The organism is Mesorhizobium sp. CU3 (assembly GCF_006442965.1).
Classification (GTDB): domain Bacteria; phylum Pseudomonadota; class Alphaproteobacteria; order Rhizobiales; family Rhizobiaceae; genus Mesorhizobium.
The window spans coordinates 193,031-207,040 of record NZ_VFWX01000008.1 but is presented as its reverse complement, the minus strand read 5'-3'; the positions used below and the strand labels follow the sequence as shown (position 1 = coordinate 207,040).

Here is a 14,010-nt window from a genome sequence, read left to right as displayed (position 1 = left end):
ACTTTCTGGGTCGCACCTCAGCCGGAATTGACTGGGCTGATAGAGCAAATTGGAACGCCGACTCGCTAGACATCGACTTTCTGGTGGATGCCTCGCTCGTCCGAGCGTCTGCACTAAGCACATAGTAGTTCGAGGGAGCAAATGGCGGCATGGGTCGCATGTCGGTCATCAACATTATGTTGTCGAATTGCCAAAAGCGGACACGCTGTTGCGCCCACAGGATCGCCCTAGACGCAAAAAAGCCAAACCCGCGCTGCCACCGCTCTCGGCGCGGGCGTTGGCTATGGATGATGCGCATTCAATGGGATGCTGGCGGTAGTTTAACGATGTGAATACATATCCAGTTGCTCTAGAGAGCTGAGTCGGTTAGCCGAAGGTCCATTCTTTTGTCGATCGACCTGGCGGTGCTGGTCGACTTCGAGTTGATGGGCTGACACTACTGGCCGAGGCCGCCACGATCGCCGTGCCACTTTCCAAGCTCGGTCTCGAAGGTCTTAACTCCTCAACGCGATGTAGATGGCGGGGATGACCAGCACCGTCAGCAGTGTTGAGGAGGCGAGGCCGAACAGCAGCGAGATCGCAAGCCCCTGGAAGATTGGGTCCGTCAGGATCACCGCCGCGCCAATCATCGCGGCCAGCGCGGTGAGCAGGATGGGTTTGAAGCGGATCGCGCCGGCCTCAAGCAGGATGTCAACCAGCGGCCGGCCGGTGCCGCCGGAATGGCGGACGAAATCGACCAGCAGGATCGAGTTGCGTACTATTATGCCGGCCAGCGCGATGAAGCCGATCATCGAGGTGGCAGTGAAGGGCGCGGCGAAAGCCCAGTGGCCAAGCATGATGCCGATCAGCGTCAGCGGGATCGGGGTCAGGATGACCAGCGGCAGCCTGAAGGATCCGAACTGCGCGACGACCAGGACGTATATGCCGAGGATCGCCACCATGAAGGCGGCGCCCATGTCCCGGAACGTCACCCAGGTCACCTCCCATTCGCCGTCCCACAGAAGAATCGGTTTCGATTCGTCGTCCGGCTGGCCATGCAGCGCGATTTCGGGCTTTGGAAGCGTCCCCCAGTCTGTCTTGGCGATCGCGTCGTCCACCGCCAGCATGCCGTAGACGGGCGCCTCGAAAGCGCCCGCCAACTCGCCCATCACCATCTCGGCGGGGCGGCCGTTGTGGCGGAAGATCGGGTATGAGGCGGGCTCGGTCGCCAAGCGCACCACGTCGCCCAACTCGACCACGTCGCGCGCGCCGGGCAAGGCGTTGGCCGGCACTGGCGTCGCCAGCGCGCGCTGGTCGACGACGCCGGCGCCCTTCGACAGGGCGATGCGGATCGGGATCGGATAGCGCCCGCCGCCGCGGTGCGAATAGCCGACCGTGGTGCCGCCGAACAGGTAGCTCAGCGTGTCATAGACGTCCGACTGCTCGACCTTGTAATATTCGAGATTGTCCTGGTCGATCGACAGCCTTTGCCTTTGTGGCTGGTTGTGGAAGCTGTCGTCGACGTCGACGATGAAGGGGACGCTCGAGAAGGTTTCGCGCACCTTCGCCGCGACGGCGCGCCGGGTCTCGGCGTCCGGCCCGTAGATTTCGGCCAGCAGCGTGCCAAGCACCGGCGGCCCGGGCGGCGGCTCCACCACCTTGATGACGGTGCCGGCTGGCATTGCCATGCCCCTCAGACGCTCGCGTATGTCGAGCGCGATGGCATGGCTGGCGCGGCTCCGCTCGCCCTTCGGCACAAGGTTCACCGTCACGTCGCCCTGTTCGGGGCTAGAGCGCAGATAATAATGGCGCACCAGTCCGTTGAAGTTGAACGGGGCCGCGGTGCCGGCATAGGTCTGGAAGGAGACGATCTCCGGCACGCCGGCCAGACGGTCGACCGCTGCCTGCAGCACACGGTTCGTGTCCTCGACCGACGAGCCCTTTGGCAGATCTGCGACGACCTGCAACTCGGTCTTGTTGTCGAAGGGAAGCAGCTTCACGGTCACATGCCTGGTGTAGATCAGCGCCATGGACGATAGTGTTGCCACGCCGACGACGAGCAGGAACATCCAGGCGCGCAGGCGCGACTTCAAGATCGGCCGGGCGACCGTGGCATAGGCGCGGCCGAGAGTCCCTATATGAGCGCCGCCATGGCCGGCCTGTCCCCCTGCCGCCGCGTGCTGCCGGCCAAGCTTCATCATCAGCCATGGTGTCAGTATGACGGCGACGAAGAAGGAGAACAGCATCGCCGCCGAGGCATTGGCCGGGATCGGGCTCATGTAAGGCCCCATCATGCCGGACACGAAAAGCATCGGCAAAAGGGCGGCAACAACCGTTAACGTGGCGACGATAGTCGGATTGCCGACCTCGGCGACGGCGTCGATGGCGGCCGCGCTGCGCGGGCGCCCGTCGTCCATGGCCCAGTGGCGGGCAATGTTCTCGATGACGACGATGGCATCGTCGACCAGGATGCCGATCGAGAAAATGAGCGCGAAGAGGCTGACGCGGTTGAGCGTATAGCCCATGATGCGGGATGCAAAGAGCGTGAGCAGGATCGTCGTCGGGATGACGACCGCCACCACCAGCGCCTCGCGCCAGCCGATTGCGACCGCGACCAGCACGACGATCGAGATCGTCGCCAGGCCAAGATGGAAGAGCAGTTCGTTCGCCTTCTCGTTGGCGGTCTCGCCATAGTCGCGGGTCACGGTCATCCCGACGTCCTTGGGGAATATCTGCCCGCGCGTCTGCTCCAGCCGCTTGCCGATCGCGTCGGCGATGAGGACCGCGTTAGTGCCGGGACGCTTTGCGATGGCAAGCGAGACGGCGGGACCACGCTCCAGCCCGCCGGCGGTCTTGGCGATGTTCATGACGCGGTTTTCGCCCGGCGCCGTCGCCAGCACGATGTTCGCCACGTCTCGCACATAGACCGGCCGTCCGTCGCGGGCGGTCAGCAGCAGATTGCCGATATCGGACAGACCTTGCAGCGTCTGGCCGGCGACCAGCGCCTGTTGCTTGCCCTGCTCTCGCACCGTGCCAAGCTGAAAGGAGCGGTTAGCGCCGGAAATCTTGGCGGTCAGCTGCTGCAGCGTGATCCCATAGAGGGAGAGTTTCTCCGGATCTGGTTCGACCTGGATCGCCTCCGGCTGCTCGCCGACGATATAGGTCAGGCCGATATCGGGGAGCTTCGCCACCTCGACCTGAAGCTCGCGCGCCAACCGGGTCAGGTCGGCAGAGGAATAGCGGCTCGCGGCTTCCGGCGTAGGCGTCAGCGTCACCACCACAATGGCGACGTCGTCGATGCCGCGTCCAACGATCAGCGGCTCCGGAATGCCGACCGGGATGCGGTCCATGTTGGCCCGCACCTTGTCGTGCACGCGCAGCACGGCCGCGTCCGAACTGGTGCCCACCTTGAAGCGGGCCGTCACCAGGGCGCCGTCATCCTCGGTCTGCGAGTAGACATGTTCGACGCCGTCGATGCTCTTGATGATAGTCTCCAATGGTTCGGTGACCAGCTTGACTGCATCCTCGGCCTTGAGCCCGTTGGCCTGGACGTGGATGTCCACCATCGGCACCGAGATCTGCGGCTCCTCCTCGCGCGGCAGCGTCACCAGCGCCACTAGGCCAAGCGCGAGCGCGGCCAGCAGGAAGAGCGGCGTCAGCGGCGAGCCGATGAAGGAGCGGGTGAGTCCGCCGGCAATGCCGAGCTTCATGGCAGCACGACCTTGTCGCCATCGGCGAGGCCGGACAGCACCTGGATGCGCGCCTGGCCGGTGTCGTCGAACCGCTCGCCGAGCACCACGGCCACGTCAACCGGACCGTTCGCCGTTTCGACCGTGACGTAATCGACGCCGTGGATCGTGCGCACCGCTTGTGGCGGAACGCCGAGCATGGCGCGCTTGCCGACCGGAATGGACACAAGCGTGCGCTCGTTGACGAAATAGGTGCCGATATCGGCGACCTCGACATCGGCGATGACCCGGCCGCTCTCGATCTCCGGGTAGACCTTGACGATGCGTCCCTCGCGGGCCTTGACGAAGCCGGCATTCGACCCGGTGCCGCGTTCGCCGATGTCGACGGCGGCGCCTTCCGCGATCTCGGCGGCATGGCGTTCCGGTAGCGACAGGCGAAGATAATATCGGCCGGAAGCGACGCGTGCGACCGGTTCGCCGGCCATAATCACCGAGCCGGCGGTAACAGGAATGGTGAGCACCCGCCCGGTGGCCGGCGCCAGCGTCTGTCCTTCTCTGGCGCTCTGTTCGATGACGGCTTTGTCCGCGACTGCCGCCGCGAGCTGGTTTGTCGTGACATCGAGCTGCAGTCGCGCGGCATCGACCCGGCTTTGCGCGGCCACGCCCTTGGTCAGCAGGTCCTGCGCGCGCTGCATCTCGATGCGGGCATTGTCGAGCTGCGAGGCGAGGGCAGCAATCTTGGCGTCGGCTGCGCGCAGCTGGAGCGAGATCTTGTCGTCGACCACGACCGCGATCAGATCACCCTGGTGCACCTCTTGGCCCTCGGAGACGCGGACCTCGCTGATGGTTCCCGATATGCGGGCGCGCGCCGGCACCACGGTACGGCTTTCGACCTGTCCGTAGACGGCCTTCATTTCGGTCACGGTGGTGGCCTTAACCGTGAATTCCGCAGCGTTCGCATTCGACACCGCAAGGCATGCGGTGCCGATCAGAAGAATGGTTGCGAGGGCCGATCGCGTGGTTCGCATTGCGCAATTCCGGTCGTTGATTTGGTCCGGGAGGCGCGTCCCGCGCTTTCCGTTTGGTGGTGGTCCCCGAAACGCCGGCCGCTATTTGAACGCGACGCCCGCTTTGCAACCGAGTTTCTTGAACACGATCGCCGCCGGGCAGAACCCGGTGATCGAGGCTTGGACCATGTTCAGTCCGGCGAATGCGGTCAGCAGAAACCAGTAGGATGAATAGTAGATGCCAAGCGCCAGCGAGATCAGCACGACGAACCCAGCAAACATCAGCACGGCCTTGTCGATGGTCATTTTCATTCTCCCGATGCGAGCCGAACATAACAACACTACGCTAGGATTGCTTGGTTCGACCGATCAGCACGATGATAAGGTCACGCCTTTCGCAACCTGCTAGGGCTTGCATTTAACATTCAAAGATATTAAATTCAAGAGTATGAATGTTGAACGGATGATCTCGGCTTCTGGGAAAGCGGCGGACCTGCTGAGGAGCTTGTCCCATCCGCAACGGCTTCTAGTGCTTTGTGCGTTGGGAAAGGATGAGCGGTCTGTCGCGGAGTTGCGTGATTTACTGGGCATCGAGCAGGTGCCGATGTCGCAGCAGCTCATGCGCTTGCGCGCTGACGGACTAGTCGAATCGCGCCGCGACGGGACGACCGTCTACTACCGCATCACTCGGCCAGAAGTCCTGACGGTTGTCGAAGCACTTCATTCGGCTTTCTGTCCATGACGCTTGCGGGACACTCTCTTGGTCAAATTGAGCATCGACCATAATCTGTCTGGAAGCTGTCGGTCAGCAAAGGCCCCGTACCAGTCGTCAGCTGGTTCCACAATTCGCGATCAACTGGGTTTTTGCACCGTTGTGGCGTTGCCTCGCTTTGCGCGTTCTGATTCAGCCGGCGATCACGCTGCCTGCAGCTTGCCGGTCGAGGCGACAACTCGACTTCAACGACATCGCCAACGATGTTTGGCTTGGCCGCACGGTTCAACTCCATCGGGCGGACGCCATCGCTGAGTTCAAAGGTCAGCGGCGCCTTCTGTTGTTAGGAATCGACATGTCCGGATGTTCGGCCGGATGCAAGGCGATTACCATTCTGTAATATGACAATCCTGACTGTCAGCGCTAAACTTCTCACATTGTGGTGAAGCGAAAAGTAGTGTGCAGCGCGCCCTCAAGCTCTTGGTATACACGGGTCTCTTCTGCTGCTGCCAGTTGTTGTCGGCGGACGCAGGGGAACCATCGAAATCGTTGGATCTCGACGACCTAACATGGACGGAAGTGCGCGACCGGATTGCTGGTGGGACAACAACCATCCTCATTCCGATTGGTGGGACGGAACAGAGCGGGCCGGCAATTGCCTTAGGCAAGCACAATGTGCGGGTTCGATTTCTAGCTGAGAGAATTGCCGCCAAGTTAGGGAATGCACTGGTTGCACCCGTGGTGGCTTACGTGCCTGAAGGGTCCATCGACCCGCCAACCGGACACATGCGATTTCCAGGAACGATCACGATAAGCGATAGGGCTTTCCGGCTTTTGATCGAAGATGCTTCGCGCAGTTTCAAGCACCACGGCTTTAAGACGATTGTCCTACTGGGTGATCACGGTGGATACCAGGCATCGGAAGCGTCCGTCGCCCGCCAGCTGAACGCTGAGTGGGTCAACAGTCACGCGAGGGTATTTGCGGCAACCGAGTACTACCGGATCGCGCAGACTACATATATCGACAAACTCCTAGAAGCTGGTGCGAAGCAGTCAGAAATCGGCACGCACGCAGGTCTTGCCGACACTTCGCTTATGCTCGCCATTGACCCGTCGATGGTTCGCCAGGACCCCTTGGCCAAAGGATCTCAAATGGGTGCCGTTGACGGAGTCTATGGTGGCGAACCTACCCGCTCTACAGCCGAATTTGGTCAACTTGGTATAGACGCGATTGTCGACGGAACGACAGACGCAATTCGGGCATTCGTCGCCAAGCAAAAGTGAATTGGCGGCCTATGATTGGCCAATATTGCGAACCAATGGGCCATTATCTTGATCGTCGCCGCAACCTCATCTGCCATTTGCCTCAGCTTCGCTCTTGGACCCGCTGGACTGTCGGGTGTTTTAGATTCCGGCGACACTCCTCGCTCGTTCGCCTGAGTAGTCTTTTCGCAGGGTAGGGTGCGCTGACAGCCAGTTGTCAGGTGGTTCGTGAGATATTGCTCCAAATGCGTATGCACGGCTCGACCGCGCGTGCCTGAAATCTGGATGCACTGCCCATGAAAAAGATTGCTTTGTCGCTTCTCGTGATCGTTTCGTCCGGAGCCTATGTCTGGGATCAGGCTGGGAACCTCCATGCCAGAAACCTTACCGATACGGCGGAGCCGGTCGACCCGGCACAGCAAGTCACCTCGCTGCCACCACCCTCTGCGGCTCCGGTAGACCATGCTCCGGTCGAGAAAGCAGCTCTGCCCGAGCCGCGAAAGCAGGAGACCCGGGAGGAGCGGACTCGGCGGACCGAAGTTGAATTCAGCAGGGAACCTGCGGCGGCGATTCCGGAGGCCCCGGCGATTGCTATCGGCCAGACACAGATTACGCCTGTGCTGCCGGCATCGCGGCAGAAAAAGCTAAGAGCCGAAGGCGCAAGCGCAGCAGCGGCCGAGACGTTCGAGATAACACCAGCGGTGTATATTCCGGTACCTCAACGGCGGCCGGCAAGTTATCGCGCCGCGGCACGCCTGATTGATGCCGGCGCGAAGCCCGCGACCCATGGGTACATTGACGGGATCTACAATGGCCCGGCCGCCGACGCCTACTACGGCATTGTCCAGGTTCAGGCCCTGGTTCAGGGCGGTCGCCTCACGGCGCTCAAGATATTGCGATACCCCAACGACAGGCGCACTTCGGTCAACATCAACCGGCAGGCGCTGCCCATGCTGCGCGACGAGGCGATCAGCGCCCAAAGCGCCGATGTTGACATGATTTCCGGCGCAACGCTGACGAGCAAGGCCTTCATTCAATCGCTTGGCGGCGCCCTGGACAGGGCTTCGTAGTAAGTCATGCGCGAAACGAGAATTATGATGGGCATGCCCATCACAATCGACCTTGGCGCTTCGGATGGCGCCCTGGCCGAGACGGTGTTCGGCTATTTCGACGAGGTCGACCGACGGTTCAGCACCTACCGCACCGACAGCGAGATATCGGCCATCAACCGCGGCGACATTCCGGTGCGCGACTGGAGTGGAGATATGCGGGAGGTTATGGCGCTCGCCGAGCAAACCAGGAAGGATACGGGCGGGTATTTCGATGTCCACAGGCCTGACGGATCGCTCGACCCGTCCGGCATCGTAAAGGGCTGGGCCATCCGCAATGCGGCCGATATCGTGCGCGTTGCCGGCGTCGTCGACTTCTTCATCGAAGCCGGCGGCGACATCCAGTCGTCCGGCAAAAATGCCTCCGGACAGGAATGGAGTGTCGGCATCCGCAGTCCGTTCCATCAAGATGAGATCATCAAGGTCGTCTATCCGCACGGGCACGGCGTCGCTACCTCCGGCACTTACGCACGCGGACAGCACATCTACAACCCTTTCAACGCGTGCGGACAGATCTCCGATGTCGTCAGTCTCACCGTGATCGCCTCGGATGTTCTGGAAGCCGACCGCTTCGCAACCGCCGCCTTCGCGATGGGCCGCGAGGGAATCCTGTTCCTCGAGCGCACGCAAGGCCTTGAGGGATACCTCGTTGATGAAGGCCGCCGAGCGACGCCGACTAGCGGCTTTGGAGCTTTCTGCCTGCCATGATCAAGGTCCTCGACCGGTTTCTTGACCACGTTACCATGTATCGGCTGGTCCTATACTATCTGATGGCGCTGCTGGGAGCGGCCATAATGCTGGGTTTCACGAACCCTGCGCCGTATGATCCGGTCTTGCTTGCCTTCACCGTAGGGCTGGTGCTGGCCATTTGCTGGGTCACCAATAAGGCCTTCGCCCGCACCTTCGCGGTTCCGGCAAACAGCGAATCGTTCCTGATAACTGCTTTGATCCTGGCGCTCATCCTAGAGCCGGTTGCTGTCACCGATCTAAAGGGGATTGCCGCTGTGGCGTTCGCGTCGGTCTGGGCGATTTCGTCAAAATACATCCTGGCCATCCGTGGAAAACACCTGTTCAATCCGGCTGCGGTGGGCGTGGCCCTGACCGCTTTCCTGCTCGACAGCCCGGCCACATGGTGGGTCGGGGGAAGCATATGGCTGCTTCCTGTCGTAGTCGTGGGTGGGGTCCTGGTGGTGCGCAAGCTGCGCCGGCTCGACCTCGTAACGACGTTCGGCGGCGTGGCGCTAGCGACGATACTGGCCACCACCGACCCCTCTGACTACGGCAACGCACTCACCGAGACCTTCACTTCGTCGCCCTTGCTGTTCTTTGCCTTCGTGATGCTAACCGAACCGCTTACGGCACCGACGACACGCTGGCCGCGCATCGCGTTTGCCGGCATCGTCGGCTTCCTGTTCGCCCCCAACGTCCATATCGGCTCGTTCTATTTCACGCCCGAGCTCGCACTCCTGGCGGGCAACCTGTTCGCCTATGCGGTAGGCCCGCGGGGTCGTTTTGTGCTGACTTTGGAGAAAATCGAAAGGACCGCCGTGGACAGCTACGATTTCGTCTTCAAGTCCAAACGAAAGCTCGCTTTCGATGCTGGTCAGTACCTGGAATGGACACTTGGGCTCGACCGTTCAGACAATCGCGGCAACCGACGCTATTTCACGCTCGCCTCCGCGCCCACCGAGCGATCGGTGCGGCTGGGCGTCAAGTTCTATCCGCAATCGAGCGCCTTCAAGCGGGCGCTTGCTGCTATGAAGCCCGGGAGTTCGATCCATGCCGCGCAATTGGCCGGCGATTTCACCCTGCCATCCGATCCCGACGTCAAGCTCGCTTTCCTTGCCGGCGGCATCGGCATCACGCCGTTCCGTTCGATGCTGCGGTATCTGCTCGACCGCAATGAGCCGCGGCCGATCGTGGTTCTCTACGGAACCGAGCGCCAGGAGGATATCGCCTATCGCGATGTACTGGGCGCGGCGCGGCGCGAACTGGGCATCAAAACGTTTCACGCTGTCGCCCTGGGTGCTGGGCGCGGCCAGTATCCCGGTTATATAGACTCACGCCTGGTACGCCTTGCCATTCCCGACTACCTCGAGCGCACGTTCTTCATTTCCGGTCCCCAGATCATGGTCAAGGCGTTGCGGCGGACGCTTCTCGCCATGGGCGTTCGCCGGGCGAAGATAAAGGTCGACTATTTTCCCGGCTTTGCCTGAGCCCGCCTCAGCCATGGCAGGGCAAATAGACGCTCACTCTGAGGCCGGGCGTAGCGTTGGCAATCGCTAGCCGACCTCCATAGGCTTCGACGATGTCCGATACGATCGCCAGGCCAAGGCCGCTGCCGCCGCCCTTGCTATCGAACTGGACGCCACGCGACAATACGGCCTGCAGGCCAGCCTCGGGTATGCCCGAGCCGTCGTCTGAAACCGTGATGGTCATCTCCCCAGCGTTCGCGCATGCGCTGATCTGGACGGTGGATTTCGCAAAACGCGCCGCGTTTTCTATCAGGTTGCCGAGGATCTCCGTCAGATCGCCTTCATCGATCGAGCCTGTAAAATCCTCTGGTACGTCGATCCCGAACGAGAGTTGCTTGCCCGCTGGCGTGCGCCTGACGACGGCGACCACGCCGGCTGCAACCTCCCGGACTTGGCAGGCGGCTTTGCCGGAAACGCCCGGCGCAAGACGGGCGCGTGCCAGTTCGCGCTCGACATGCCGGCGGATGGCGCCGGCACTCTTCTCGATTTCGTCGGCGAGTTCGGTTTCCCCCTTTTTTCGTAAGGCCCGGATATCCGCCGACAGAACCTGCAGCGGGGTCTTCAGACCATGCGCGAGATCGGTGGCGCGCGAGCGCGCGCGGGCGAGCGCTTTTTGCTGGGCGTCGAGCAAGCGGTTGATTTCGTCGGCAAGCGGCTGCACTTCGACGGGAGCGGTGAAGTCGATGCGTGCCGTGCGCTGCCCAATGACATCTTTGACAGCGACACGGAGGCCTTCCAGCGGCGCGAGGCCGACGGTGATCTGGGCGAAGAAGGCCGCCATCAGCGCGAGGGCAAGGACGATGAGCGCCGGAGCCAAGTCGCGGACATACTGTCCCACCGATGCTTCAACGCTGCGATGATCCTCTGCAACGACGGCTCGAAAGCTGCGCCCGTCGGCATCGGTGATGGTGCGCATGACAGCGACCGTGAGTTCTCCACCTGGCCCCTTTAGCTCTGCCTTCTTCAGTGTGCCGTTGCCCCCCGGCTCAGGCAAGGTAAGCGTTCCGTCCCAGAGCGAGCGCGAGCGCACCAGGGCATGCGAAGTCATGTTCTCCACTTGCCAATAATGGCCCGACAGGGGGCTGACGAAGCGCGGATCGGTCAACGTCGCTTCGACGGTTAGGCGACCGTCGGTCGCGAAGCGGGTCGCGCCTATCAACTCGTTGAGATCGACAGTCAGTTCACTGACAACCCGACGCTCGACATTCAGTTCGAACAGATAGCGTAGCCCGACGCCCGCGAGGGCAAGCGCAATGACGACCGATACGGCTGCCGCCGACCAGAGCCTGATCCGGATCGAGTTATGCATCAATCAGGTCCACCAGGCACAAGGTATCCGAACCCGCGTCGCGTCTCGAGGACGTCACTGCCAAGTTTGCGGCGCAGACGCGCCACGATGACTTCTATCGCGTTCGGATCACGTTCGTTGTCGGAGCCGTAGAGATGTTCGGCAAGTTCGGTTGCCGCGACCACGCGGCCGGCGTGATGGATCAGAAAGGCCAGAAGCCGATATTCCAGCGGCGACAGCGCCACTGGAGCGCCGTGGAGCGAAATCCGCATCTGGCGCGTGTCGAGCAGCAAGCGCCCCGATTTCAGCACCGGCGCCGACTGTCCGGCCGAACGGCGCAGAATGGCGCGCAGCCGGGCCAGCAGTTCCTCCATCTCAAAAGGCTTCGGGAGGTAGTCGTCGGCACCGGCATCGATGCCTTCGACGCGCTCGGTCCACAGGCCCCTTGCGGTCAGGATCAGCACCGGAAAATGGCGGGCGTTGGTCCGCCAGCGCTTCAACACCGTAAGGCCGTCGACCTTCGGCAGGCCGAGATCCAGGATTGCCGCATCGTAGCTCTCGACATCACCCGCGAACCAGGCCGATTCGCCGTCGCGTACAATGTCCACGGCCATGCCTGAGGCTTTCAGGGCTGCAGCGATGTCGGTGGCAATACGCGGTTCGTCTTCAGCAAGAAGAATTTTCATCTCGGGTCGCCGTCGATGTGCATAGTTGCGCCGGGTCTGGCATCTACGTCGACGATCCTGCGGCGGCCGTCGGGGCCTACCACCTGGAGCCGATAAGCCCACTTGCCGCGTAGGCGGACGAGATTGACCGCAACAATCTCTCCGGGCACCCGGTCGCGGACCGTAGCCAGGATGTCGGCAAGGCCTTCGATTTCACCGCGCTCGTAAAGGTCCCGGGCACGGTCATGGTCACCGTCCTCATCTTCCGCACGGACGGCAAATGGAACGGCGCACATGAGCCCCACCACAGCCAGAACCGCCAAGCGCATCAGCATTGGTTTCATCGAAACGTCATGTCGCATGCCGGAGCTTTCAACGACCTGTCAATCCGATGGCGGACAACGTCGAGCGACAAGTCTATCAGAATTGTCGGGCGGATCATGGCTGCGATGTGCAAACCGCGTACAGATTCCCTCCTCGATGTTTTTGCGAGGCCCGAGCGAGCTTTTCGAGAGCATGTGGTGGCTTGCAAGCCAGATTCATAATAGCTCGAACCCTGCCAAGGGAGGCAAGGCTTCGTTTATGAGTCCATAGAACGATGGCCGATACGGCTCTAGTCTTCGGTCAGAACGGGTGGCGCGAGCGGGTTCATACGTTCGAGTGTCCGGTCCTTAATCACGAATTGATGCCAAAATGCGATTAGCGCATGAAGGCCGGCCAGCCAAAGAACCACGGTGCCGCCAGTCTGGTGTAGTTCCGCAATCATGCCCGGCGGTCCCTGGGTAGGCGTCGCAAGGCTCGGCAAGCCTACTCCGAAGAAAGAAACCCCAACACCCAGGCGAGAAGCGGCATACCAGCCGCTCAAGGGCAGCCCGATCAGAAATAGATACAGCGCCGTGTGCCCAAGCCGAGCGGCGATGCCCATCCAATAGCTTTGAGGCACCTCCACATCCGAAGCCGCGCCGATCAAACGGGCCAGAATGCGAGGAATTACGAGTAACAGTACCGCAAGCCCGACGGTGAAGTGCACATAGGATGGATCGGTTTTGGCATGACGGCCGCCTACGGCCGTAAACCAGGCGACAATCACCAGGATAGCTGTGAGCCAATGAATGGCGATCAGAAACTGTGAATAGCGGCGCATCGATCGTTCCTCAAGGTTTGAAAGCAGGGCTCCCGGACAATCGAGCAACTGCTAATATGTTCCGACTTGCCGACGGCGTGAACCTCGCGGCCACACCGGTCCTGCAGATTTCGTCGCCGAGCGCGACGAGACGGTTGGCCCGGCACGCTCGACGTATCGGTTATTGAACCTTGATGGTCGCCCACATGCCGTTCATGAAATGATCGGGGATATTGCAGAAGACTGCGTAGAAGCCCGGCTTGAGGTTGAGCGTCAGCGACCCTGTCTTGCCCGGATCAAGTTCCGAGACTTCACCAAGATGGCCGGCCGCATCCTCATCGACACGGTTTTCGTTCGAAACATATGGGAGCGTCGTCTTTTTCGGATCGGCGACGGGCACGACGATCATTTCATGGACGGTAGCCTTCGACGTGTTAATCACATCGAAGGTCACCTTTCCAGCCGGTACGGTCTTCTTGTCGACTTCAATCTTCATCATCGCCATGTTCATATTCGCCGGCATGCCCATGCCCATCTTGGCGTCAGGCTTCATGTCACCATTCTTGTCCCATAATTTGACGTTGACAGTGGAATCCGCGAACGCGGGCGCTGAACCTGCCAGCGTAACCAGCGCCAATCCAATTCTCAAAAACTGCATTGAAGTCTCCTGACCGCCATCCGGCGACCACAGGCGGCGGACTGCTTGGGTCCGATCGGTCGCTGGCGCTGTCTAGCAACCGCCACCTGACAAGACGCTGACAATAGCTTTCGACATTGCGAAGGGAACCGACTTGAGCCGCCTGCCTTACGCAAGACTTTGGTCTTCTTCGTGAGAGGCTTGAGACCGCCGTAATACGGCGCGGCCGGGGTTCCTGGAAGCTTTTCAAACTTTCTAGGTCGCGCCTCAGTCGGAACTGACA

13 protein-coding genes are annotated in these 14,010 nt (G+C 61.3%); 5 read left to right on the top strand and 8 right to left on the bottom strand.

Features of this window, described 5'->3' with window-relative positions; translation table 11 throughout:
* Positions 1-494 precede the first annotated feature (494 nt).
* The 3 genes from FJ988_RS14665 to FJ988_RS14655 form a co-directional block, all read right to left on the bottom strand.
* Positions 495-3,689, bottom strand: a complete 3,195-nt coding sequence (locus tag FJ988_RS14665) for an efflux RND transporter permease subunit (protein ID WP_140818824.1) — start codon at positions 3,687-3,689, stop codon at positions 495-497.
* Positions 3,686-4,696 (bottom strand): efflux RND transporter periplasmic adaptor subunit, encoded by a 1,011-nt coding sequence (locus tag FJ988_RS14660; protein WP_140818822.1) that lies wholly within the window; start codon positions 4,694-4,696, stop codon positions 3,686-3,688. Before FJ988_RS14660 ends, FJ988_RS14665 begins: the two co-directional genes overlap by 4 nt.
* Before the next feature lie 81 nt (positions 4,697-4,777).
* On the bottom strand, positions 4,778-4,981 hold the full coding sequence (locus tag FJ988_RS14655) for a DUF2892 domain-containing protein (RefSeq protein ID WP_140818820.1): 204 nt from the start codon (positions 4,979-4,981) through the stop codon (positions 4,778-4,780).
* Between the two features lie 142 nt (positions 4,982-5,123).
* On the opposite strand from FJ988_RS14655, the gene FJ988_RS14650 reads away from it, so the two are divergent.
* From FJ988_RS14650 to FJ988_RS14630, 5 genes are all read left to right on the top strand, one after another.
* Complete coding sequence (locus FJ988_RS14650; protein ID WP_140818979.1) at positions 5,124-5,417, top strand: helix-turn-helix transcriptional regulator; 294 nt, start codon at positions 5,124-5,126, stop codon at positions 5,415-5,417.
* Positions 5,418-5,936: 519 nt separating this feature from the next.
* A complete protein-coding gene (locus FJ988_RS14645; RefSeq protein ID WP_246688548.1) occupies positions 5,937-6,671 on the top strand; it encodes a creatininase family protein in 735 nt (244 codons plus the stop codon).
* A gap of 275 nt (positions 6,672-6,946) precedes the next feature.
* Positions 6,947-7,720: an FMN-binding protein gene (locus tag FJ988_RS14640; RefSeq protein WP_140818816.1), complete on the top strand. Its 774-nt coding sequence runs from the start codon at positions 6,947-6,949 to the stop codon at positions 7,718-7,720.
* A 6-nt stretch (positions 7,721-7,726) separates the two neighbouring features.
* On the top strand, positions 7,727-8,467 hold the full coding sequence (locus tag FJ988_RS14635; RefSeq protein ID WP_140818814.1) for an FAD:protein FMN transferase: 741 nt from the start codon (positions 7,727-7,729) through the stop codon (positions 8,465-8,467).
* A complete protein-coding gene (locus FJ988_RS14630; RefSeq protein ID WP_140818812.1) occupies positions 8,464-9,975 on the top strand; it encodes an RnfABCDGE type electron transport complex subunit D in 1,512 nt (503 codons plus the stop codon). The genes FJ988_RS14635 and FJ988_RS14630 overlap by 4 nt, the downstream gene beginning before the upstream one ends.
* 7 nt (positions 9,976-9,982) lie before the next feature.
* On the opposite strand, the gene FJ988_RS14625 is transcribed toward FJ988_RS14630, so the two are convergent.
* The 5 genes from FJ988_RS14625 to FJ988_RS14605 all read right to left on the bottom strand — a co-directional run bounded on the left by FJ988_RS14625 (position 9,983) and on the right by FJ988_RS14605 (position 13,748).
* Positions 9,983-11,323 (bottom strand): sensor histidine kinase, encoded by a 1,341-nt coding sequence (locus FJ988_RS14625; protein WP_140818810.1) that lies wholly within the window; start codon positions 11,321-11,323, stop codon positions 9,983-9,985.
* Positions 11,323-11,988, bottom strand: a complete 666-nt coding sequence (locus FJ988_RS14620) for a response regulator transcription factor (protein ID WP_140818808.1) — start codon at positions 11,986-11,988, stop codon at positions 11,323-11,325. Before FJ988_RS14620 ends, FJ988_RS14625 begins: the two co-directional genes overlap by 1 nt.
* Complete coding sequence (locus FJ988_RS14615; RefSeq protein ID WP_140818806.1) at positions 11,985-12,311, bottom strand: PepSY domain-containing protein; 327 nt, start codon at positions 12,309-12,311, stop codon at positions 11,985-11,987. Before FJ988_RS14615 ends, FJ988_RS14620 begins: the two co-directional genes overlap by 4 nt.
* A gap of 269 nt (positions 12,312-12,580) precedes the next feature.
* Entirely contained in the window at positions 12,581-13,111 is a 531-nt protein-coding gene (locus tag FJ988_RS14610) for a cytochrome b (RefSeq protein WP_140818804.1), read from the bottom strand.
* A gap of 160 nt (positions 13,112-13,271) precedes the next feature.
* A complete protein-coding gene (locus FJ988_RS14605; RefSeq protein ID WP_140818802.1) occupies positions 13,272-13,748 on the bottom strand; it encodes a plastocyanin/azurin family copper-binding protein in 477 nt (158 codons plus the stop codon).
* Positions 13,749-14,010: the final 262 nt, after the last annotated feature.